General features: G+C 59.5%; 22 protein-coding genes. 18 read left to right on the plus strand and 4 right to left on the minus strand.

What is annotated here, in order from left to right:
* The first annotated feature begins 75 nt into the window (after positions 1-75).
* From BN1125_RS17390 to frdD, 5 genes are all read left to right on the plus strand, one after another.
* Positions 76-1,953 carry a methyl-accepting chemotaxis protein gene (locus BN1125_RS17390; RefSeq protein ID WP_042013836.1) on the plus strand — a complete coding sequence of 626 codons (1,878 nt, stop codon included), beginning with the start codon at positions 76-78 and terminating at the stop codon, positions 1,951-1,953.
* A gap of 506 nt (positions 1,954-2,459) precedes the next feature.
* Positions 2,460-4,244: a fumarate reductase (quinol) flavoprotein subunit gene (gene frdA, locus BN1125_RS17395; protein WP_042013837.1), complete on the plus strand. Its 1,785-nt coding sequence runs from the start codon at positions 2,460-2,462 to the stop codon at positions 4,242-4,244.
* Positions 4,237-4,971 carry a succinate dehydrogenase/fumarate reductase iron-sulfur subunit gene (locus BN1125_RS17400; RefSeq protein WP_005347973.1) on the plus strand — a complete coding sequence of 245 codons (735 nt, stop codon included), beginning with the start codon at positions 4,237-4,239 and terminating at the stop codon, positions 4,969-4,971. The genes frdA and BN1125_RS17400 overlap by 8 nt, the downstream gene beginning before the upstream one ends.
* A gap of 16 nt (positions 4,972-4,987) precedes the next feature.
* Positions 4,988-5,386, plus strand: a complete 399-nt coding sequence (locus BN1125_RS17405) for a fumarate reductase subunit C (protein ID WP_042013840.1) — start codon at positions 4,988-4,990, stop codon at positions 5,384-5,386.
* 10 nt (positions 5,387-5,396) lie between these two features.
* Positions 5,397-5,753, plus strand: a complete 357-nt coding sequence (gene frdD, locus BN1125_RS17410) for a fumarate reductase subunit FrdD (protein WP_042013841.1) — start codon at positions 5,397-5,399, stop codon at positions 5,751-5,753.
* 291 nt (positions 5,754-6,044) lie between these two features.
* On the opposite strand, the gene BN1125_RS17415 is transcribed toward frdD, so the two are convergent.
* Positions 6,045-7,256, minus strand: a complete 1,212-nt coding sequence (locus BN1125_RS17415; protein ID WP_042013844.1) for a winged helix-turn-helix domain-containing protein — start codon at positions 7,254-7,256, stop codon at positions 6,045-6,047.
* A gap of 78 nt (positions 7,257-7,334) precedes the next feature.
* Positions 7,335-7,976 (minus strand): class I SAM-dependent methyltransferase, encoded by a 642-nt coding sequence (locus BN1125_RS17420; protein WP_042013845.1) that lies wholly within the window; start codon positions 7,974-7,976, stop codon positions 7,335-7,337.
* Between the two features lie 144 nt (positions 7,977-8,120).
* Between BN1125_RS17420 and BN1125_RS17425 the strand changes: the two genes are divergently transcribed.
* The 7 genes from BN1125_RS17425 (at position 8,121) to BN1125_RS17455 (ending at position 14,731) form a co-directional block, all read left to right on the plus strand.
* A complete protein-coding gene (locus BN1125_RS17425; protein ID WP_042013846.1) occupies positions 8,121-8,795 on the plus strand; it encodes a thermostable hemolysin in 675 nt (224 codons plus the stop codon).
* Positions 8,792-10,285, plus strand: a complete 1,494-nt coding sequence (locus BN1125_RS17430; protein ID WP_042013848.1) for an AMP-dependent synthetase/ligase — start codon at positions 8,792-8,794, stop codon at positions 10,283-10,285. Before BN1125_RS17425 ends, BN1125_RS17430 begins: the two co-directional genes overlap by 4 nt.
* Positions 10,282-10,935 carry an iron-containing redox enzyme family protein gene (locus BN1125_RS17435; RefSeq protein WP_042013850.1) on the plus strand — a complete coding sequence of 218 codons (654 nt, stop codon included), beginning with the start codon at positions 10,282-10,284 and terminating at the stop codon, positions 10,933-10,935. The genes BN1125_RS17430 and BN1125_RS17435 overlap by 4 nt, the downstream gene beginning before the upstream one ends.
* Before the next feature lie 42 nt (positions 10,936-10,977).
* Positions 10,978-11,847: an SDR family oxidoreductase gene (locus tag BN1125_RS17440; protein WP_042013851.1), complete on the plus strand. Its 870-nt coding sequence runs from the start codon at positions 10,978-10,980 to the stop codon at positions 11,845-11,847.
* Between the two features lies 1 nt (position 11,848).
* The gene (locus BN1125_RS17445) at positions 11,849-12,481 is read left to right on the plus strand and encodes a tetratricopeptide repeat protein (protein ID WP_042013853.1); all 633 of its coding nucleotides are present in this window, start codon (positions 11,849-11,851) and stop codon (positions 12,479-12,481) included.
* A 130-nt stretch (positions 12,482-12,611) separates the two neighbouring features.
* A complete protein-coding gene (locus BN1125_RS17450; RefSeq protein WP_042013856.1) occupies positions 12,612-13,298 on the plus strand; it encodes a response regulator in 687 nt (228 codons plus the stop codon).
* Entirely contained in the window at positions 13,295-14,731 is a 1,437-nt protein-coding gene (locus BN1125_RS17455) for an ATP-binding protein (protein ID WP_042013857.1), read from the plus strand. The genes BN1125_RS17450 and BN1125_RS17455 overlap by 4 nt, the downstream gene beginning before the upstream one ends.
* Before the next feature lie 38 nt (positions 14,732-14,769).
* Here BN1125_RS17455 and rloA3 read toward each other — a convergent pair whose 3' ends face one another.
* Positions 14,770-15,264 (minus strand): retropepsin-like aspartic peptidase RloA3, encoded by a 495-nt coding sequence (gene rloA3 / locus BN1125_RS17460; protein ID WP_084202337.1) that lies wholly within the window; start codon positions 15,262-15,264, stop codon positions 14,770-14,772.
* A 381-nt stretch (positions 15,265-15,645) separates the two neighbouring features.
* Here rloA3 and BN1125_RS17465 point away from each other — a divergent pair, with 381 nt between their 5' ends.
* The 5 genes from BN1125_RS17465 to BN1125_RS17485 all read left to right on the plus strand — a co-directional run bounded on the left by BN1125_RS17465 (position 15,646) and on the right by BN1125_RS17485 (position 20,607).
* Entirely contained in the window at positions 15,646-16,689 is a 1,044-nt protein-coding gene (locus tag BN1125_RS17465; RefSeq protein WP_042013858.1) for a GMP reductase, read from the plus strand.
* A 97-nt stretch (positions 16,690-16,786) separates the two neighbouring features.
* The gene (earP, locus tag BN1125_RS17470; protein WP_042013859.1) at positions 16,787-17,995 is read left to right on the plus strand and encodes an elongation factor P maturation arginine rhamnosyltransferase EarP; all 1,209 of its coding nucleotides are present in this window, start codon (positions 16,787-16,789) and stop codon (positions 17,993-17,995) included.
* 45 nt (positions 17,996-18,040) lie between these two features.
* Positions 18,041-18,607 carry an elongation factor P gene (gene efp, locus BN1125_RS17475; protein ID WP_033137526.1) on the plus strand — a complete coding sequence of 189 codons (567 nt, stop codon included), beginning with the start codon at positions 18,041-18,043 and terminating at the stop codon, positions 18,605-18,607.
* Between the two features lie 133 nt (positions 18,608-18,740).
* A complete protein-coding gene (locus BN1125_RS17480) occupies positions 18,741-19,505 on the plus strand; it encodes a DUF3530 family protein (protein WP_042013861.1) in 765 nt (254 codons plus the stop codon).
* A 145-nt stretch (positions 19,506-19,650) separates the two neighbouring features.
* A complete protein-coding gene (locus BN1125_RS17485) occupies positions 19,651-20,607 on the plus strand; it encodes a D-2-hydroxyacid dehydrogenase (protein ID WP_042013862.1) in 957 nt (318 codons plus the stop codon).
* Positions 20,608-20,683: 76 nt separating this feature from the next.
* Here BN1125_RS17485 and BN1125_RS17490 read toward each other — a convergent pair whose 3' ends face one another.
* Positions 20,684-21,142 carry a YMGG-like glycine zipper-containing protein gene (locus tag BN1125_RS17490; RefSeq protein ID WP_042013863.1) on the minus strand — a complete coding sequence of 153 codons (459 nt, stop codon included), beginning with the start codon at positions 21,140-21,142 and terminating at the stop codon, positions 20,684-20,686.
* Between the two features lie 487 nt (positions 21,143-21,629).
* On the opposite strand from BN1125_RS17490, the gene BN1125_RS17495 reads away from it, so the two are divergent.
* Positions 21,630-22,232: a nitroreductase family protein gene (locus tag BN1125_RS17495; protein WP_042013864.1), complete on the plus strand. Its 603-nt coding sequence runs from the start codon at positions 21,630-21,632 to the stop codon at positions 22,230-22,232.
* Positions 22,233-22,411 lie beyond the last annotated feature (179 nt).

Here is a 22,411-nt window from a genome sequence, read left to right on the forward strand (position 1 = left end):
TCGGCCGATATACAGAGGCACATAACAATAATCAGTTTCCACACACTTCAGACTGACGCTCACAAGGATGTAACTATGAACTTATCCATTAAAAACAAGCTTGTTCTGGCTATCGGGATCATCATTCTGGTGATCACCTGCCTGCAAGTCTGGTACAACACCTCGCAACTGCGCAGCGAGACCCAGCGACTGGTCTGGAACATCATCGACGAAAGCTCCATGGCCAACGTCAAAGGAATCTCCCGCTGGGTCGACTCGCGGATCAACATAGTCAGCACCACCAAGGAAGCATTCACCAAAGAAGATGAGCCCATCAGCCATCTGGCCCAGTCCATGAATGCCGGTGGCTTCGACCTGGTCTATGCTGGCACAACAGACGGCAAGATGATCCAGAGCAAACCGACCGATCTGCCTGCCGGTTATGACCCTCGTCAACGCCCCTGGTACAAGGATGCAATGGCTGCGGGCAAACTGGTCATCACAGCCCCCTATGCCGACATCTCCACCGGCCAGCTTATTGTCACTATTGCCGAGCCGTTCCAGCGTGGCAACAATCAGGGAGTCATCGCCGGGGACGTCTCCATCAGCTCGCTGATCTCGGACATTCTGGCGGTCACCACCGAAGGCTCCTACGCCATACTGGTGGACAGTAATGGCACCATCATCGCACACCCCGATGCCTCCCTGAGCTTGAAATCCGCCACCGCACTGGCACCGGAACTGACAGCGGCCTACATCAATCAGGTTGCCCATGACGGTGCGATCAACGAGCTGGTGATCAGTGGCAAAAAAGAGGTCTTTGACTTTAATGCCATCCCCAATACCAACTGGTATTACGGCATGATGGTGGATGAGGAGATCGCCTACCAGTCGGTACGCAGCATGGTTACCTCCTCCCTCATTCAGGGGCTTATCACCATACTGATCGTGGCTGGCTTCTCCTATATCGCCATCAACGGCTCGCTGGCTCCTCTGAAAACCTTGGGCGAGGCGATTGCCGATCTCTCCCGTGGCAACGGCGATTTGACCCGCCGCATCAAGATCGAACGTGACGATGAGGTGGGCGCAGTTGCCAAACACGTCAACACCTTCATCGAACGGATCCATGTGATGGTGCAGGATATCTCCAACTCCTCCGGCCAACTCAACCAGCAGGCCAAGTCATCCCACAGCATGGCGGAGAAGGCCAACCAGGGGCTGGCACGCCAGCAAAACGAGATCTCCCAGATCGCCACTGCGGTGCACGAAATGTCAGCCACCGCCGTCGAAGTCGCCAGCAACGCCGAACAAACTGCAGAAGCCGCCCGCTCCTCCTCCAGCAGCTGTGAGCACGGCAAGCAGGTGATCGCCCGCAACCAGCGCTCCATTACTGACCTCGCCACTCAGGTGGAACAGGCCTCTAACATCATTCAGGAGCTGGAGAAGAACGCTCAGGAGATCAACACCATCCTCTCCACCATTCAGGGCATCGCCGAGCAGACCAACCTGCTGGCGCTCAACGCCGCCATTGAGGCTGCTCGGGCCGGTGAACAGGGCCGTGGCTTTGCGGTGGTTGCCGATGAGGTGCGCGTCTTGTCACAGCGCACCCACAGCTCCACCGTCGAGATCCGCAACATGATCGAAACCCTGCAACGCAATACCCAGGGAGCGGTCAGCACCATGCATGAAGGGCAGCAACTGGCCCAAAACAGCGTGGATGATGCCAACAACGCCACCCAGGCGCTGGAGCAGATCACCACCTCGATCAACCAGATCTCCGACATGGCAACCCAGATCTCCAGCGCGGCTGAAGAGCAACGTGCCGTCACCGACGAGGTGAGCCGCAACATTCAGGCGGTAAAAGATGTGTCAGATGAACTGGCGGTGGATGCAGGCAGCTCACGCCATCTCTCTGAACAACTTAAAAATATTTCGGGCGAGTTGAGCAATCAGGTCGGTATGTTCCGCATTTGAGCATGAGCAAAAGGGGCCGTACAGGCCCCTTCTCTTTTCTAAGTAGCGCTTAATTTTCAGTGGCTAATCTAACATTAGCCTACCTGTTACCTACCTTGAAAACCTCATAGTCCATCTGGACTTTTCGATCCCCCGCAAGCAGCACACTTCAAATCGAATTACTTATTCTAATCCAAACTTATAAATGCCAATAATTATCATTAAAAAATTACAATAAAAAACTTAAAATTTTTTTCGGAAATACCTAAAAAGAGAGGTAATTCGCATTTTATTGAAAGAAAACTACGTATAATCTGGACGTTAAAGTACACGTAGCAAGGTGTTTGACCGCTCAACAACACCAAAAATGGCGATAATAACGACATTTTCATCCAGGGATTTGGGTGTTTTATAGAAAAATGACCAATAAAAATGGAATAAAACCAAGCAGTTTGACTTGCATCAAACCTGAATTTTTTTCATAGAGCAAAATCGTGCCCAGCAAATCTATCCCTAAGGAGGCAGATGTGGATATTATCAAGACCGATGTGGCCATCATCGGTGCTGGCGGCACCGGCCTGCGCGCCGCTATCGCTATAGCCGAATCACAGCCAGACCTGGATATCGCCCTGATTTCCAAGGTCTATCCGATGCGTAGTCACACGGTCGCCGCCGAAGGTGGCGCCGCCGGAGTCGTCCGTGACGACGACTCCCTCGAAAACCACTTCAACGACACCGTTTCCGGTGGTGACTGGCTGTGTGAGCAGGACGTTGTCGATTACTTCGTCAACAACGCGACCAAAGAGATGATCCAGCTGGAACACTGGGGTTGCCCCTGGAGCCGCAAGCCGGATGGCAAAGCCAACGTGCGTCCGTTTGGTGGCATGAAGGTTCCCCGTACCTGGTTCGCAGCCGACAAGTCCGGTTTCCATATTCTGCACACCCTATTCCAGACCTCCGTCAAATACCCGAGCATCAAGCGCTTCGATGAGCATTTCTGCCTCGATCTGATCGTGGACGACGGCCGTGTCCAGGGCGTACTGACCTTTGATATCCAGAACGGCGTCAGCCGCTTCATCCAGGCCAAATCGGTGATCGTGGCCACTGGCGGCGCGGGTCGTGTCTATCGATACAACACCAACGGTGGCATCGTCACCGGCGACGGCATGGCGCTGGCCTACCGTCACGGCGTACCGCTGCGTGATATGGAGTTCGTCCAATATCACCCGACCGGTCTGCCGGGTACCGGCATCCTGATGACCGAAGGTTGTCGTGGTGAAGGCGGCGTCCTGCTCAACAAGGATGGCTACCGTTACCTGCAAGACTACGGCTTGGGCCCGGAAACCCCGATCGGCCAGCCGAAGAGCAAATACATGGAGCTGGGTCCGCGTGACCGCGTTTCCCAGGCATTCTGGCAAGAGCAGCAGAAAGGCCGCGTGATCCAGGGCCCGATGGGCGATGTGGTTCACCTCGACCTGCGTCACCTCGGCGAGAAGTACCTGAAAGAGCGTCTGCCGTTCATCTGCGAACTGGCCAAAGCCTACGTCAACGTGGATCCGGCCAAAGAGCCCATTCCGGTACGTCCGACTGCCCACTACACCATGGGTGGTATCGAGACCAACCACCTCTGTGCAACCCGTATGCCGGGCCTCTACGCCGCTGGCGAGTGTGCCTCTGTAGGTCTGCACGGCGCCAACCGCCTGGGTTCCAACTCCCTGTCCGAGATCGTGGTATTCGGCAAGCTGGCCGGTGAGCAGGCTGGTGAATTTGCCAAGACTCAGCAGCATGGCAACACCGAAGCGCTGGCCGCCAAGGCCGAGGCGCTCATCAAGCAGCACCTCTCCCTGATGGACACAGATGGTACCGAAAACCCGGCCGACATCCGCAATGAGCTGGGCATGTCCATGGAAGCCGGTGTCGGTATCTACCGTACCGAAGAGCTGATGCAGGGCACCATCGACAAGATCAACGAGCTCAAAGCCCGTTACAAGAAGATCAAAATCAACGACAAGTCCTCTGTCTTCAACACCGACCTGCTGTATGCCATCGAGCTGGGCTACTTGCTGGACGTTGCCGAAGCCATGGCGCACTCCGCTATCAATCGTAAAGAGTCCCGCGGTTCCCACCAGCGTCTGGATGGTTACGAAGAGCGTGATGACGTGAACTTCCTCAAGCACACGCTCTCGTTCTACAAAAATGGCGAAACGCCCTCCATCGATTACTCCGATGTGAAGATCACTAAGTCCCAGCCGGCAAAACGCGTGTACGGCTCCGAGGGTGAGAAACAAGACGAGGCTAAGAAGAATGGCTGAGATGATTGAAATTGAAATCCTGCGCTACCGTCCGGAGCAGGATAACGAACCCTGGATGCAGACCTTCCAGGTGCCCTATCAGAGAGAGATGTCTCTGCTGGACGCGCTGCAGTATATCAAGGATCACCTGGACTCTACCCTGAGCTTCCGCTGGTCCTGCCGGATGGCAATCTGCGGCTCCTGCGGCATGATGGTCAACGGCGTACCCAAGCTGGGTTGCAAGGCGTTCCTGCGCGACTACCTGCCGGGCAAGATGACCATAGAGCCGCTCAACAACTTCCCGATCGAGCGCGACCTGGTGGTCGACATGTCCGATTTCATCGAGAAGCTGGAGAGCATCAAGCCCTACATCATCCCGAGCGAACCGCGCAACCTGTGCGATGGCGAGTACATCCAGACGCCGGCAGAGATGGCAAAGTACAAGCAGTTCTCCCAGTGCATCAACTGTGGTCTCTGCTACGCGGCCTGCCCGCAGTACGGCATCAACAAGAAGTTCACCGGCCCGGCGGCACTGGCGCTGGCCTATCGCTACAACGTCGACAACCGTGATGCCGGCGCCAAAGAGCGTATGCGCATCATCAGCCAGGACGAAGGCGTCTGGGGCTGTACCTTCGTGGGCTACTGCTCCGAAGTGTGCCCGAAGGGCGTCGATCCGGCAGCGGCCATCCAGCTTGGCAAGGTAGAGAGTGCCAAGGACTACATGATCGCCATGTTCAAGCCAGATTGAGAGCAGGATTGATACCATGAACAACACCAATAGCAAACGTAAGCCTTACGTCCGCGAAATGAAGAAAGACTGGTGGCTGAAGAACGCCTTCTACACCGGTTACATGATCCGCGAAGGCACCAGTATCTTCGTCTCCATCTACGCCGTTGTGCTGATGTGGGGCCTGATGCGCCTGGTACAGGGTCAGGAAGCGTTCAACGGCTGGCTGGAGTCCCTGCAGAGCCCGATCGCCATCCTGTTCCACGTGATTGCCCTGGCTGCCTGCCTGTTCCACGCCAAGACCTGGTTCGCACTGGCGCCGAAAGCCATGCGTATCTTCCGTGGTGAAGAGCTGGTGCCGGAGAAACCGATCGTCATCGCCCAGTATGTGGCGCTGGCAGTGGTATCCCTGCTTGTCCTGATCATCGTGGCCTGAGGAGAAAACAATGAGACGTTCTGACGAGCCAATTTACTGGGGTCTGTTTGGTGCGGGTGGCATGGTCGTTGCCATGCTGCTGCCGGTCATGGTCCTCATCACCGGTCTGCTGGTACCCATGGGTATCATGGACGTTGAGACCATGAGCTTTGAGCGCGTGCACGCGTTCGCCAGTTCCTGGTGGGGTGCCTGCATCCTGCTGGCCATCATCGCCCTGCCCATCTGGCACGGCATGCACCGCATCTACCACGGTCTGCATGATCTGGGGATCCACACCACCAAGCTGCACCACTATGTATTCTATGGCTTTGCTTTCCTGGTATCCGCCATTACCGTCGGTCTGCTGATGGTGCTGGTACTCCAGTAATCACATCTGACTGATTGACCAAACCGGGCCTTGCGCCCGGTTTTTTATTTTCGATTTAACTCTGGCCTTCATCCACGCAGTTCAAGTGCATGAACCTCTCGGGTATTGGCGGAGGTCTTAACATAGCCGACTCCAGCTTACCAAGAATGGCTACCAGCAACCGACAAACCAATGCCTCCATTTGTAGTGGGATGCACCTCATGGGTTGATGGGGTCGCTGTACGTCACTTGCACTGCAACACTGAAAAAAGGCTTGCTCATCCCCGTAAATTTTCCAACTCAAGGGAGCCATTACCCTTGCCATAACGCCAACAAATTGGCCGGAATGGCACCATAACGGAGCTGCGGGGTCTGGTGCCAGTCAGCCAGCTTTTGCAGGGCTTTCACCAGATCCTGTGCAAGCGTGCGGGTCACTCTCACCTCAGCTTCCAGATAGAGGCTCTTGATCTCGAAGATCCCCTGCTGGCGATGGGCCTTGGCATCCATTCTGCCCACCAGCTTGCCGCGATGGAGCAAGGGCAGCACGAAGTAGCCGTACTGGCGCTTGGGGGCCGGGGTATAGCACTCGATGCGATAGTCGAAGTTGAATAGTTCACTGGCCCGTTTGCGATCCCACACCAGCGGGTCAAACGGCGACAAGGCTGTGGTATAGGTTGCCTTGAGACGGCCCTCCTTGGCCTGCACCAGCTCATCGGCCAGCGAGGCGTGCACAAAAGCGTCGTGCTGCCACCCCTCCACCCGTACCGGCAGCAGTTCCCCCTCGTCCGCCAGCTGATGGAGCTGGGCGTCGTATTTGCCGCGCCGCAGCCGGTAGTAGTCTGCTACCCAGCCAGCCTTGACCAGCCCCAGCGCCCGGCAACTGGCACGCACCCTATCCCGCTGCGCCTCTTCAACGCTCGGCAGATCCCGCAGGTCATCCCACTCGGGGATGACACGTTCGGCCAAGTCATAGACTCGCTGAAAGTTGCGCCGCTCCCGCACCATCAGTTGACCGGTGGTAAACAACACCTCCAGATGACGCTTCTCCGGTTTCCAGTCCCACCAACCGTTCCCCTTGCCGGTTGTACGTTCAAAGTCGGCCGCCCGCACCGGGCCATGCTGACGAATGCGCTCGATGAGCTGGCCAATCTCCTGCTGATGGGTGGCGAGCCAGTTGGCCGAAAACTTCCAGCCCATGGCGGCGGGGTCGAGCATCCGGTGGCGCAACAATCGGTAATCCTCACGGGGCACAAAGCAGGCCTCGTGGGCCCAATACTCGAAGATCGCGCCATCGGCCAGCAACTGCTCCAGCCAGCGCGGTTCGTACTGGCCAAGCCGGCTGAATAGCACCAGATAGGGACTGCGGGCTACCACCGAGATGGTATCGATCTGCAACAGCGCCATGCGACGGATGGTCGCCAGCAGATCAGCCGGGGTCGCCTTGCTGCGACGGGGGACGAGCAGCCCCTGCGCCGCCAGCTGCAGATGACGGGCATCTTGCAGTGACAAATGGGTCATCGACATCAACAACCGCTCCTTGGTGTCAGAGTGTCAGCAATCAGGCGAGCTGCATGCCAAACATGGTCAATAAATAGAAGCTATTTAAGGTTTGATAATGACCGCCACATCGGCGTGGGGGAAGCTGAGCTCGGCCTGCCGGCTGGCAGCCAGCACCTGAAACGACGCCTCGGCAAAGAAGACGATGTGGGTCGGGTCGTGGCGATAGCGCCAGTTTTTGAAACGCTCGTCACTGAGCACCCGCTGGGTCTGCAACACCAGCACGCCGCCCGGTTTGAGGCAGGCCCATAACTGATCCAGAACGGCGCGCGGCTCGGCGATATGTTCGATCACCTCGGTACTGGTGATGAAGTCGTACTGGCGCGTCAGCAACCCGGGATCGTTGGCATAGAACTTGTCATATCCAACCATGTCATAACCCGCCTCGCGCCCCATCGCCACCAGCGCCGGGCCCGGGCCGCAGCCAAAATCGAGGCCGCAGGCCGGGGTTGGCACCCGGTTCAACACCTCGCCAAAGGCCCGCATCAGAAAGGCACGGTAGCAGGGATCATCCACCCGATTGTCGTGACCGTCATAAACCGCCTTTTCGGCCGCCTCATCCAGATGATCCGCCTCGTCCAGCCAGACCAGCTCGCACGCGAGGCAGCGATGATAGCGCTTGCCTGCCACCGGCAGGGGGTAAGCTCGGGGGCTGGCGCACAGGGGGCAGCAGACGGTGGATGACATGGCGGTTCCTCTTGGGTGCGTCCTGTTGGATAACAGCAGCGCAGATTGCCTGCCCACCGCATCGCTGACAACTTTTTTTGCTCCTTAAGGGTTTCTTAAGTTTGGGCTTTTACTCTCACCCCATCGCAAGAGAAGGAGTCACCCATGACCATCGAGATCCAGGCCCCCTACCAGTTGATGCTGGCCGAGTCCCCACAGCAGGTCATGGCGCTGCAAACCTATATCCAGGCCGCCTACACCCGGGAGTTCAATGCCCGCATTCCCCATTTTCTCCCCTGCCTGCTGGGGCTCTATCGGGCCGATGGGGCATTGGTCGGCGCCTGTGGTCTCAATCATGCCAGTGAGGGGCCCCTCTATCTGGAGCAGTATCTTGAGCAACCCATCGAGGCCGCCATCAACACCCGGCTCGGGGTTCATCCGGCACGCAACCGCATTATCGAAGTGGGCAATCTGGCCTGCAGCGAACCGGGCAATGCCCGCCTGATGTTCGCGGCCCTGTGTCGTCTGCTGTGTGAAAACGCCCTCGACTATGTGGTCTTTACCGGCACTGCCCGGCTTCGCAACAGTTTTGCCCGTCTGCAACTCAATCCGGTAGAGCTGGCCCCCGCACAGGCCCATCAGGTGGGTGCCGACGCAGATGCCTGGGGTGAGTACTACCGCTGCCAACCCAAGGTGATGGTGGGCAACATCAATCAGGGGCGCGAGGTGCTGGCCCAGAGCAGCCTGCTGCTCAATCTGCTGGCCCCCATGCCGACCCTGTTTGCTGATGTCAGCGAGAGCAGTAACAACCTGATCAATCAAAAAAGGTGCGCCCAATGAGCTTGTTCGACGCCATCGCCAAATATGCCCGTGAAAAGCCGCTGCAACCGGCGCTGCAAAGCAGCCAACAGCGCCTCGATTACCAGACCCTGTGGCAACAAATCCAGCGGCTGGCCAGCCAGTTGCAACAGCTCGACATCAGCCGTCTGGCGCTGCAGCTGGACAACGGTCTGCCCTGGGCACTGATCGATCTGGCCTGCACTCACGCCGGTATCGTGGTCATCCCGGTGCCCCACTTCTTCAGTCAGGCCCAGCAGGCCTGGCTGCTGGAGAGCAGCGGCGCCGATGCACTGGTAGGCCCTTATCATCAGGGATGGCTGGCCGCCGAACCGCTGACGCTTTTCACCGGCGCTCATATTGAACAACCGGTTGAACAGACTGTGCCGCTCTGGCGCTGCAAACCGGAAAACCTCCCGGCATTGCCACAGGGCACCGCCAAGATCACCTACACCTCCGGCACCACGGGTCAGCCCAAAGGGGTCTGCCTGTCACTGACCCAGATGATGGCGGTGAGCCATGCGCTGGCCGAGCGGGTCGCGCCAGCCAAGGTGGAAAAACACCTGACCCTGCTGCCGCTAGCCACCCTGCTTGAGAACATCACCGGCCTCTATGTGCCGCTGCTGACCGGCGCCTGCAGCCGCATTCCGTCCCTCGGTGAGCTAGGTTTCACCGGCTCCAGTTCGCTCAATCCAGCCATGCTGGGGGAAGCGCTGCTGCGCTGGCCGACCCACAGTCTGGTGCTGGTGCCCGAACTGCTGCGCCTGCTGCTGGCGCTCTGCACCAGCACCCCGACGCTGGCCCAACAGCTCAAGAGCCTGCGCTTTGTTGCCGTCGGTGGCGGCAAGGTGGCCCCAGACCTAGTCAAACATGCCCGTCAGCTCGGCCTGCCGGTGTATGAGGGATATGGACTGTCGGAGTGCGGCTCCGTGGTGGCGCTCAACAGTCCGGATGCTGACAAGCCCGGCAGCGTGGGCTGCCCCCTGCCCCACTGTCAGGTCACCATCGCCGAGGATGGCGAAGTCATGGTGCGCGGCAGCGCCATGCTGGGGTATCTGGGTAGCAATGAGTCAAAGCCCGAGCTGATTGCCACGGGGGATCTGGGTCACCTCGATGAAGAGGGCTACCTCCATATCACCGGGCGCAAGAAGAATGTCCAGATCACTGCCTTTGGCCGCAACTTCTCACCGGAGTGGGTGGAAGCCGAGGCCCAGCTCTGCCCCGCCATCGCCCGCATCGTGGTCTTTGGCGATGGTCAGCCCGCCAACGTGGCGCTGATCCAGCCCCTGCCGGGGAAAGAGGCGGATCTGCCACGCCAGATCGCAGGTCTGAACCAGCGGCTGCCCGATTATGCCCGGCTGCACCACTGGTTGCCGATAGCGCTGGATCAACATCCCTGCCTGCTGACCGCCAACGGGCGTCCCCGTCGCAACGAGATTTACCAACACTTTTCCCGGCAAATCAGCCAATGCCTTACTGGAGAATCGTCATGAGCTTCTATCAGACTCTGCAACAAGCCACTGCCAGTGAGCGTGAACATCTGTTCAACGCCCCCATCATCGAAGCGTGCCGCCGTGGCGACATCAGCCGTGACACCTATCTCGCCTTTCTGGCGCAGGCTTACTACCACGTGCGCCACACAGTCCCGCTGCTGATGGCAACCGGCGGCAAGCTGGGTCAGGAGTACGAATGGGTGCGTGGCGCCCTTGCCGAGTACATCGACGAGGAGTATGGCCACCAAGAATGGATTTTAAACGACATTCGCGCCTGTGGCGGTGATGCCGAGGCGGTGCGCCACGGCCAGCCCGGGCTGCCCATCGAGCTGATGGTGGCCTTCCTCTACGATCAGATCCAGCGCGGTAACCCCATGGGCTTCTTCGGCATGGTGCAGGTACTGGAAGGCACCAGCGTCGCCATCGCCCTGACTGTGGCCGACCAGCTGAAAAGCGGCCTCGGACTGCCCCCGCAGGCGATGAGCTATCTCAGCTCCCATGGCACGCTGGATCAGGAACACCTCAAGTTCTTTGAATCCCTGATGGATCGGGTCGAAAGTCCGGCGGATCAGGCGGCCATCATCCACGGGGCCAAGGTGGTCTACCGTCTCTATGGCGAGATGCTCTACAACCTCACCGCCACACCGTAAGTCGGCAACGGATCAGCAGACAGCCAAAAGGGAACCCACACCATGAACCTTGAAGGGAAACTCGTGCTGCTCACCGGCGCCAGCGGTGGCATAGGTGAAGAGCTGGCGCAGGAGCTGGCGGCCCGGGGGGCCCACCTGCTGCTGCACGGTCGTCGCGGCCCGGCGCTGGAGCGGCTGTGCAAGTCACTGCCGCATCCCGAGCGCCATCAGGTGGTGCTCGCCGACCTCGGCTCTTCGCAAGAGCGGGCCAAGCTGTTGCAACACCCGGCGCTGGAGAACGGGCTCGACATCCTGATCAACAACGCTGGCTGCAACCAGTTTGCCTGGCTGGAAGATCAGAGCTTCGAACAAGTGGAGCGCCAGCTGCTGCTCAATATCGAGGCACCGATCCAGCTCACCCGGGTACTACTGCCCAGATTGCGCAAGCCGGGGATCATCATGAACATGGGGTCGAGCTTGGGCAGCATCGGCTACCCCGGTTACAGCGTCTACTGCGCCAGCAAATTTGCCATGCGCGGCTTTAGCGAGGCGCTGGGACGGGAGCTGGAGGGGAGCGGCATCAAGGTGCTGCATTTTGCCCCCCGCGCCACCCGTACCAAGCTCAACTCCGAGGCAGCCTACGAGATGAATGCGGCGCTCGGCACCCAGACCGACAGCCCGCAGGAGGTGGCCGAAGAGGCCGTCATCGCCCTGTGCAACGAAACCCGCCGCAGCTGGCTCGGCTGGCCGGAAAAGCTGTTTGTGCGGCTCAACGCCCTGCTGCCGGGCATCGTCGACAAGGCGCTGGCCAGAAAACTGCCGATCATCAAGCGTTATGCCCGTCACCTTCAGCCAGGGACGGCTGATACCAGCGCCAACAGTGCGCCACAACCAGACTTGTCCCGCCCGATCCCGACCAAGAAGGAGCATTAATATGAACTTTTTCCGTCAATCCGTGACCTCTTGTGCCATCGCCATCCTGCTGGGATCCACCTCAGTCATGGCCGCGGATGATGCCCTCGCGCCCATCCAGCAGCAGTGGGCGGTCTGCCAGTATCAACAGACCGGCAAGGCGAAAGAGAGTTGCCTCGAAACCCTGAGCACCCGGGCCGAAACGGCCAGCGCCAAGGAGCCTTTTCGCGCCGATCTGCTGATCTGGTCTGCCATCGTCAAGAGCACCTGGGCGGGGGCCAAAGGGGGGCTGGGGGCACTGGGTCTGGTGAAAGAGGCCAAGGCCACGCTGGAGCTCGCGCTAAAGCAGGATCCCAAAGCGCTGGACGGCTCTGCCTACACCAGTCTGGGCTCGCTCTACTATCAGGTGCCCGGCTGGCCGGTCGGCTTTGGCGATGACGAAAAGGCAGAGCAACTGCTCAAGCAGGCGCTGGCCATCAATCCGGATGGCATCGATCCCAACTTCTTCTATGGCGACTTCCTGCTGGATCAGGGTCGCAAGGCCGAGGCCAAAACCTACCTCGACAAGGCGCTGACCGCCCCGGCCCGCCCGGGCCGCGAAGTGGCCGATGAAGGGCGCAGGATGGAGATCCGCGAAAAACTAGCCAAGCTATAAATCCCTGATGGATCAAAGATCTATTTAAACTCTGCCCACCAGCTTGCATACTGGTGGGCAGGGTTGTTTATGCCACGGCAAGCCCTGGCGCTGAGCCCCATCGCGGCCCCCAACAAACAGGGAGAAAAGAATGCGGATCCTGCTGGTAGAAGATGATGTGATGCTGGGGGATGGTATGCAGGATGCTCTGCGCCATAGCGGCTACACGGTAGACTGGCTGCAACAGGGGTTGCCCGCCCTGACAGCCCTCAAAATCGACGAGTTCGCCGCCCTGATCCTCGATCTCAACCTGCCCGATATCGACGGCCTTAGCCTGTTGCGCAAGTTGCGGCGTGAAGGACACCAGCTGCCGGTGCTGATCCTCACCGCCCGCGATGCGCTGGACGATCGGGTGGTCGGCCTCGATGCTGGCTCCGACGACTACATGGTAAAACCCTTCGCCCTGCAGGAGCTCAACGCCCGCCTGCGCGCCCTGGTTCGCCGCAGCAAGGGGCAGGCTCAGGCGGTGCTGGAGTATGGCGATATCCTCATCTATCCCGAATCCCAGCAGGTCACCTATCAGGGGGAAGCGGTCAAACTCACCCCCCATGAATACAAGCTGCTGCAGGAGCTCATCAGCCAGAGCGGCCGGGTATTGAGCCGCGATCAGCTGCAACAGAGCCTCTACGGCTGGGACGAGGGGGCTGAAAGCAACGCGGTAGAGGTGCATATCCACCATCTGCGCAAGAAGTTCTACAGCGACCTCATCCGCAATATTCGTGGGGTCGGCTACATCATTCCCCAGATCGAACAACCAAGCCGGACGCCTGCACGATGAAACGTCCCCGCTCCATTCGCCGCTTTCTGCTCACAGGTATCCTGACGCTGGTGAGCCTGAGTCTCACCATCAGCGCCTTCATCGGCTACATGGAGGCGAGCCACGAGATGGAGGAGCTGTTTGATGCCCGCCTCGCCCAGTCGGCCCGTATCACCAACCAGCTGCTGGCCCGCTACATGGCCCAGCATGGGCAGTTGCCCGCCAACGGCACCGTCTATCAGGAGTGGGAGGCGCAAAATCCCGATGAGTGGCAAAAAGATTCCGGCCTCAACCTGACAGGCGAGGATAGGGAGCTCACTCCCTACGGCCACGAGTTCGAGCGCAACCTCTACTTCCAGCTGCTCGATGCCCGCGGCACCCTGTTGCTGCGAGCCCCCAGTGCCCCGGCTCAACCTCTGGTTGAGCTGGCCCGAGGTTTCAACACGGTAGAGAAGGATCGCCACCAGTGGCGCACCTTCACCCTCTACAACCAGCAAGAGCAGACCTGGCTGGTGGTGGCAGAACGGGACGACGAGCGCAGCGAGCTGGCCAGCAAGATGGCCACCCTCACCATGCTGCCGCTACTGATCACCCTGCCCTTCCTGCTGGCCCTGCTCTGGTGGCTCATCACCCGCGGGCTGGCCCCCCTGCGCCAGCTGGCCCAAGCCATCAGCGAACGTCACCCCGCCAACCTGAGCCCGCTCAGCCTCAAGATAAGCGCTCAGGAGCTGACCCCCCTCACCAACGAGATCAACCGGTTGATGCAGGCACTGGCTGAGACCATCGAGCGGGAGAAACAGTTCACCAACGAGGCGGCCCACGAGCTGCGCACCCCGCTGGCGGTGCTGCGGATCCACAGTGAAAATGCCCTTGCAGCCGATGATGATGCCAGCCGCCAACAGTCCCTGCACAAGATGTTGCAAGCCCTCGACCGCAGTGACCGGCTGATCCGCCAACTGCTGACCCAGGCTCGTATCGACAACCAACAGGGGCTGGTATTGACCGAGCTGGAAGTGGGTCACCTGCTGCAAAGCACCCTGGCGACGCTCGCCCCCATCGCCCTCAAAAAAGATCAGCAGCTGTCGCTGGAGTGTGAATTGCCGCAGTGGGTGATGGGGCAGGTCACCCTGCTCGAGTTGCTGTTCAGCAACCTGATCGACAATGCGCTGCGCTACACCCAGCCTGAAGGCGAGATCAAGGTACGGGTTCAGCGGGAGGGCAACAGGGTGAGGGTGGATGTGAGCGACAACGGCCCCGGCATTCCCACCAATGCCTTGAGCCGGCTGTGTGAACGCTTCTTTCGGGTCAATCCCCAACAGGGGGATGGCGTCGGCCTTGGCATGGCCATCGTCTCGCGCATTGCCCAGTTGCACGGCGCCGATCTCGATATCCACAACCGGCCGGAAGGGGGGCTGGAGGTGAGCGTGTTACTCCCGCTCCCGCCGGCAAGATAAGCGATAAGCAAACAGCCCGCGATGCGGGCTGTTTGTTTTCAATGACAATCAGGCTGTACGGTGAAGGTTCGACCGGAGTCTACCGGCCCCAGCTCGGCCAGCAGACGTCGGCCCAGCAGCACCGGATAGATCATCTTGCTGCGATCCCGCAGGGTAAACCACTCCTCATACACCTCGTCCCCCAGACAGATGGACATGGTCACCGTTGGTCGCTGCTCCATACCGCCCGCCCCGCGCACCGTCACGCTGCGCTCGACCCGCCGTTCGAACTGCTGTTTGACCAGTTTTCCGCTGTCGGCATCAGTCACCACCAGCATGAAGCGCACCCAGGGCTTGCCATCCCGTTTGAATCTGGTGATGGCGCGTGCATCGAGGGAAGAGGTGAGCGCACCGGTGTCGAGTTTCATCTTCACCGCCACGCCGGTAGGCAAAATAAGTCCCTTCTCGATCCAACCATAGCTGGTCGGGGTCTCTGCCAGCGCACTGCCACACAGTGCCAGCATCAGGGTTATCCCCACCATCATCTTGCCCATTTTACTGCCCTGTCTTGTCAATCCAGCGCCCAGATCTACCACAGTCGCATCAGTGGTCAATCCGATTTATTTCAGCTATTTGGATAATGCTGGGCGGGTCATGAGTGAGACGACAAGGGGTGGCTGAAGAGCGACCCAAGCGGGCGGGAATATCGAAGGGGAGCAAGACATAGAGCGATGCCGTATGAATCTTATGACTAACCTCAGGTTGTGACGCCAAAGGCTACCACAAGGATTCGCAAAATATCAGTCTTGTTCTGAAGGGATTTTTGCCTACACTGTTGTAAACCGGAGGGCCTGAAAACCACCGGTTTTTTTGCGCCTGCCGAAAATTTGCCACTGCAAAAGTGACGTTCAACAAGGCTCAATAAGGAATTTGTAATGCGTATCGAAGAAGACTTGAAGCTCGGTTTCAAGGATGTCCTGTTCCGCCCCAAGCGCTCTACTCTCAAGAGCCGTTCCCAAGTCAGCCTGACCCGTCAGTTCACCTTCAAACACACCCAGACTCAATGGCAAGGCGTACCCGTTATCGCCGCCAACATGGATACCATCGGCAGCTTCGCCATGGCGCGCACTCTGGCCGGTTTCGAGATGATGACCGCGGTACACAAGCACTACAGCCTTGAGCAGTGGCAAGCTTTCGTCAACGAGACCGACCCGGCCCTGCTGGGCCACGTCATGGTCTCCACCGGCACCTCGGCTGAAGATTTCGCCAAGACCCGCCAAATCCTCGCCATGTCCGAAGCGCTGCGCTTCATCTGTGTCGACGTGGCCAACGGCTACTCCGAACACTTCGTCGAGTTCGTGCGCAAAATTCGTGAAGCCTGCCCCAACCACGTCATCCTGGCGGGCAACGTGGTCACCGGCGAGATGGTCGAAGAGCTGATCCTCTCCGGCGCCGACATCGTCAAGGTCGGCATCGGCCCGGGCTCTGTCTGCACCACTCGCGTCAAGACCGGCGTCGGCTACCCGCAGCTCTCCGCCATCATCGAGTGTGCCGATGCGGCCCACGGCCTCGGCGGCCAGATCGTCGGTGACGGCGGCTGTACCTGCCCGGGCGATGTCGCCAAAGCGTTCGGCGGCGGCGCCGACTTCGTGATGCTGGGGGGCATGCTGGCAGCCCACGAGGAGTGCGGCGGCGAGATCGTCGATGTGAACGGCGAGCCCTTCATGAAGTTCTACGGCATGAGCTCGTCCAGCGCCATGGACAAGCACGCCGGCGGCGTCGCCGAGTATCGTGCCTCAGAAGGTAAAACCGTGCTGCTGCCCTACCGCGGTCCGGTCGAGAACGCAGTGCGCGACATTCTGGGCGGCGTGCGCTCCACCTGTACCTACGTCGGTGCCAGCCAGCTGAAAGAACTCACCAAGCGCACCACCTTTATCCGGGTGCGTGAGCAAGAAAACAACGTCTACGGCAAGGAGTAACCTGCTACAGACAGCCGTCACGCGCTGACGGTTAGAAGCCAGTCAACCGGTGTGCTACCCTGCGCACCGGTTTTTTTTGCATCTGGAACCCCGAGCCATGACAACTCCCCTGCCCCCGTTTGACTGGGATATCTTCTGCTGCGTCGTCGATAACTTCGGTGACATCGGCGTCACCTGGCGGCTCGCTCGCCAGCTGAAGCGGGAAGGGAAGATCCCCGCCCACGGCAATGAGGTGCAGGTGCGGCTCTGGGTGGACGATCTGGCAAGCTTCGCCCGCATCTGTCCGGGACTGGATCCGGCGCAAGATGGCCAGTGGGTCGAGGGTATCTATATCCAGCACTGGCACGAGACTCTGCCTGCCTATGCCACACCGGCCACCGTGGTGATCGAGGCCTTTGCCTGCGAACTGCCCGCCCCCTTCATTGAACGAATGGCCGAGCGGATGGCGAGCCAACCCAAGCCATCCTGCTGGATCAATCTGGAGTACCTCTCGGCGGAAAGCTGGGTCGAGGATTGTCACGCCCTCGCCTCGCCGCAGCGAGTGGGCAACCAGAGCCTCAACAAATACTTCTTCTTCCCGGGCTTTACGGCTAAAACCGGTGGCCTCCTGTGCGAACAGGGGCTCATCGCCGAGCGGGAGCAGTGGCAACAGGATAAGGCAGGCCTTGCCGCCTACTGGGCCAGCCTCGGATTGCCAGAACAACAAGAGAACGAGCTGCGGGTCAGCCTCTTTACCTACGAGAGCGAGGCGCTGAAAAGTCTGGTCGAGAGCTGGTGCCAGAGCGCCACGCCCGTCACCCTGCTGCTGCCGCTGGGACGCTCGCTGCAGGATGTGCTGCGCGGCGCGAGCCTTGAAGATTCCATCACCACCGCCAAGGCGGGGGATCTGCTCCACTCGGGCAACCTCACCATCAAGCTGCTGCCGATGACCGATCAGGCCGGTTACGATCGACTGCTGTGGAGCTGCGATCTCAATCTGGTACGCGGGGAGGACTCCTTCGTGCGGGCCCAGTGGGCGGCTCGTCCTTTCCTCTGGCATATCTACCAGCAGGAGGAGGAAGCCCATCTGGTCAAGCTGGAGCAGTTCCTTGACCACTTCTTATCCGATCTACCCGCCGAGTGCGGCCAATGGCTGCGCCGCTTCAATCTGGCTCTCAACCGTGGCGAAGATTGCCGCGAACTTTGGGCCCAATGGCCCCGATATAGCGCCATTTGGCAGCAACATGGGCGAAGCTGGTCACAGAAGTTGCTCCGGGATGGGGATCTCGTCACACGGTTGGTGAAATTTTTAGAAAGCCGTATATAATCTGGCAGTTTTTATCCGTCCGTTTCACGAACAGGAATTTTTTACATGAAAACCGCACAGGAAATCCGCGCTGGTAACGTAGTCATGATCGGCACCGAGCCGATGGTGGTTCAGAAGGCTGAATTCAACAAATCCGGCCGTAACTCCGCCGTGGTCAAAATGAAGCTGAAGGGCCTGCTGAACGGCAGCGCGACCGAGACCGTCTTCAAGGCCGATGACAAGCTGGACGTAGTTCAGTTGGAGCGTAAAGAGTGCACCTACTCCTACTTCTCCGATCCCCTGTATGTCTTTATGGACACAGAGTACAACCAGTACGACGTAGAGAAAGACAACCTGGGTGACGTGCTGAACTACCTGGTAGACGGCATGGAAGACATCTGCGAAGTGACTTTCTACAACGAGAAAGCCATCTCCGTAGAACTGCCGACCACCATCGTGCGCGAAGTTGAGTACACCGAGCCGGCAGCCCGTGGCGACACCTCCGGTAAAGTGACCAAACCTGCCCGTCTGAAAGGCACTACCTACGAGCTGGCTGTTGCCGCTTTCGTAGAGATCGGTGACAAGATCGAAATCGACAGCCGCACCGGCGAATTCAAGCGTCGCGTCAACTAATTGACCGCTTTGAATTGATTGCAAAAAAGCGAGCCAACGGCTCGCTTTTTTATTGCCTCTGACTTGCCATAACACCGCCCGCCTTCAGAAAATCCCGCTGCCGCCGCTAACCCAGATAACCGGGGAGCACACTATGGCCAAATTATCCTTATCACTGCTGTTATTGACCTTGCTGACTGGCCATGGGGCAGAGGCGAGCGAGGTTGCGCCCCCCGTTGCCGATCCACTGCCCCTCGACCACTGGCAAGCCAGCGACTGGAAAGGGCTACCCGATGCAGCCCGGATCGACAAGCAGACGGTGCTGTTCGCCAAACACGACAGCGACAACTACCTGGGGCTGGCCATTTTGCTGCCCGACTGGCAACGCAGTGGCCAGCTGTGGCAACTGACCCGCGCCCTCGGTCGACTGGGCTTTGATACCCTGCTGCTGCTCCCCTCCCCTCAACAGACCGAACTGGACCCAGCCGCCGAGAAAAAAGCGAAAAACAGCGATGAATTTCGCAAGCAGTTTGCCGAGCGGATCAGCAAGCTGGCCGATGCCAAGCTGCAAGAGGGGGGCTTCAAGCTGATCCTGGCACAAGGTACCGGCGCCGCCTGGACCGCCAACCTCATCGCCAGCGAACAGTTGCCCGCCCCCGATGCACTGGTGCTGCTCGACGGCTTCTTCCCCAACCAGCAGAGCAACCAGACCCTGGCCAAACAGGTGGCTCAGGCGGCTATCCCGACCCTGGATCTCTATCAGGAGGATGGCGGTCGCTGGCCACTGCTGGCAGCCGAGGCTCGCAAAAGCGAGAGCCGGCGCAGCAACAAGCTCAACTATCGCCCCTACGCCCTGATGGAACTGGAGGAGACCCCCACCCGTATTCAGGGGTGGCTCAACCATCTGGGCTGGCTCTAAACCGGCCGCCACCGTGGCGCAATAAAGCGCGCGCCAGCTCACATCTGCCGGATAAAGCCCAGCCATGACACTGCGGCGGGCTGGCCCTCACTGCATCCTCTTTGGCATCATGGCCCTTCGAACCTGAACAATGGCAGGAAGGCCCATGCAGCAAATCGTATTTCTCGACAGCGATACCCTGGATGCGGGCATCACCCTGCATCACCCCGACTTTCCCCACCACTGGCAGAGCTATCCCAGCACGGCCCCGGAACAGGTGATAGAGCGACTCAAAGATGCCAGTATCGCCATCATCAACAAGGTGCGCATCGGCGCCGCCGAACTGGCTCAGCTGCCAGAGCTGAAACTCATCGCCTTGGCCGCTACCGGCAGCGACAACCTGGATCTGGAGGCGTGCCGCGCTGCCAACGTCGGGGTGTGCAATATCCGCAACTACTCGGGCCCCTCGGTGCCGGAGCACGCCATGGCGCTGATGCTGGCCCTGTCGCGCAACCTGTTTGCCTGGCGCCAGTCGCTGCTGGAGGGGCGCTGGCAACAGAGCGGCCAGTTCTGCTTCTTCGACCACAACATCATGGATCTGCACGGCAAGCAGCTTGGCATCATCGGCAAGGGGACGCTCGGACAGGCGCTTGGCGAGCGGGCCAAGGGGATCGGCATGACAGTGCGCTACGCCCGGAGCCAGGTCGGCGCCAGCCACGATGAGGATCGGTTGCCGCTGGATGAACTGCTGCAAAGCTCGGATGTGGTGAGCCTGCACTGCCCGCTCACCCCCTACACCCGTAACCTCATCGGCGAGCGGGAACTGGGGCTGATGAAACCGGGGGCCCTCTTGATCAACGTCGGCCGGGGTGGATTGGTGGATGAGGAGGCACTGCTGCAAGCGCTGGCCAACGGCCACCTCGGCGGCGCCGGATTCGATGTGGCGAGCGTTGAGCCACCACCTCCCGACCACCCCTTGATGAAGGCGCTGCAGTACCCCCACTTCATTCTGACCCCCCATGTGGCCTGGGCCAGCGAGGAGTCGATGCAGCGCCTCGCCGATCAGCTCATCGACAACATCAACGCCTTCGCCGCCGGTCGCCGCCAGCACCGGCTGGTGTGAGCCCTCTTGCGGCCCAAACGAGAGAGGGGCCCGTCGGCCCCTCTCTCAATACTGGCAACGATCAATCATCATCGTGCTATCTGTGCTTTTTATGTTTCTTGTACTTCTTGTAGTGCTTGTGATGATGGTCATCGTCGTAGTAGCGATCGTTGCTCTTGTGGCCATCGCCGGTCTTTGCGCCGATGGCAGAACCGCTCGCCCCGCCGACCCCGGCGCCGATCAGCTGACCGGTATCGCCACCAACACTCTTGCCGATGGCAGCACCGCCCAGCGCCCCCACCGCGCCGCCAAGGGCCGCTTCATTCTTGTTGCCCTTGTTGGCCGTCGCCGCGCCACCGGCAGCACCGCCCAGTGCAGCCCCCACCAGGGCACCGGTATCGCCACCCAGCTCCTTGCCGATCATGGTGCCCGCCACCCCGCCCGCCCCGCCACCGAGAATGGTGTTGAGGGTTTCCGAACCGTAGGCCGCCGTGCTGCCCAGCAATAACGCCCCCAGCAGAGCCAGAGCGCCGATACCACGCGTATTCATCTCCATGGGTACTCCTGTCAAACCTGATTAATTTCCTCTGCACTATACAAATCGGCAGGCAGCAAGCCAGTGGGGGGCTGGCGGCAAATAGACTCTCAGTTGAAGCCCAGCAATAAGCGTGACTGGCAAGCTCGAATTCAATCGCTTGAATAACCACAAGAAAATTTTTATTTCACAGCAATGACACGGCCCTCGGCAGGGCCAGGAGGCTGTCGCAGCCCCACCCCGACCACTGGCGATCGGACAGCTCCTGTCACCTGCGCGGGGCTTGCGAGCGCAATCTCAGCTGGGCTGGCTGTTCAGCTCACCCCAACCCCGTTAACTGACACTCAACGGGAACAGCCGTGGGCGAGGTATTAACCCTCAGTTGAAAGTGAACCCACTGTGTGTAAACGCCCGGAAGATAATCGGGTGGTATAGTCTATAGCTTGAACAACAGGGGATGGCTGGCCGCAAAGCTGGCGCCCGGTGACTATCAAGCAAAGGAGATGTTATGAGCAGTCCGTTTATCGAACAGATCAAAGCACGTCGAACCATCTATGCCCTGGGCGACCAGGTGTCCCATACGCCGGAACAGCTGACGGTCCTGATCCAGGATGCCATCAGACACAGCCCCTCCTCCTTCAATTCCCAGAGCTCCCGCGCCGTCATCCTGTTTGGCGCCCAGCATCACAAGCTGTGGGACATCGTCAAAGCCGAGCTGAAAAAGATTGTGCCGCCGGAAGCCTACGCCCAGAGTGAGGCCAAGGTAGATGGCAGCTTCCGCGCAGGCTTCGGTACCGTGCTGTTCTTCGAAGACACCGACGTCATCAAGGATCTGCAGCAAAAATTCGCCCTCTACGCAGACAACTTCCCCATCTGGTCGGAACATGCCACCGGCATCGCCCAGTTTGCGGTCTGGACGACGCTGGCGCAGGAGAAAATTGGAGCCTCCCTGCAGCACTACAATCCGCTCATCGACGAAGCGGTACACAAGGAGTGGAACCTGCCCGCCAGCTGGCTGCTGCGTGCCCAGATGCCCTTTGGCAGCATCAAGCAACCGGCCGTAGAGAAGACCTTCATGGATGATGCTGTGCGGTTTCGCGTCTTTAAATAGTCCGGCCCTCAGTGTCTCTGCTGGCCCCCGCTCGCCTGGGGCGGTTGCTGACGCGGTCAGGCTGGAGGACATCGTAACCTGACGTGTTTACTCACGGTTGGATAATGAGGTGTTGCCGACGCTGTGACAGCGATTCTTCTCCCCCCTCTTGGCCAGATAGAGGTAAGCGCCCCTAGATC

The sequence above is a fragment of the Aeromonas fluvialis genome (genome assembly GCF_000819885.1).
Lineage (GTDB): Bacteria > Pseudomonadota > Gammaproteobacteria > Enterobacterales > Aeromonadaceae > Aeromonas > Aeromonas fluvialis.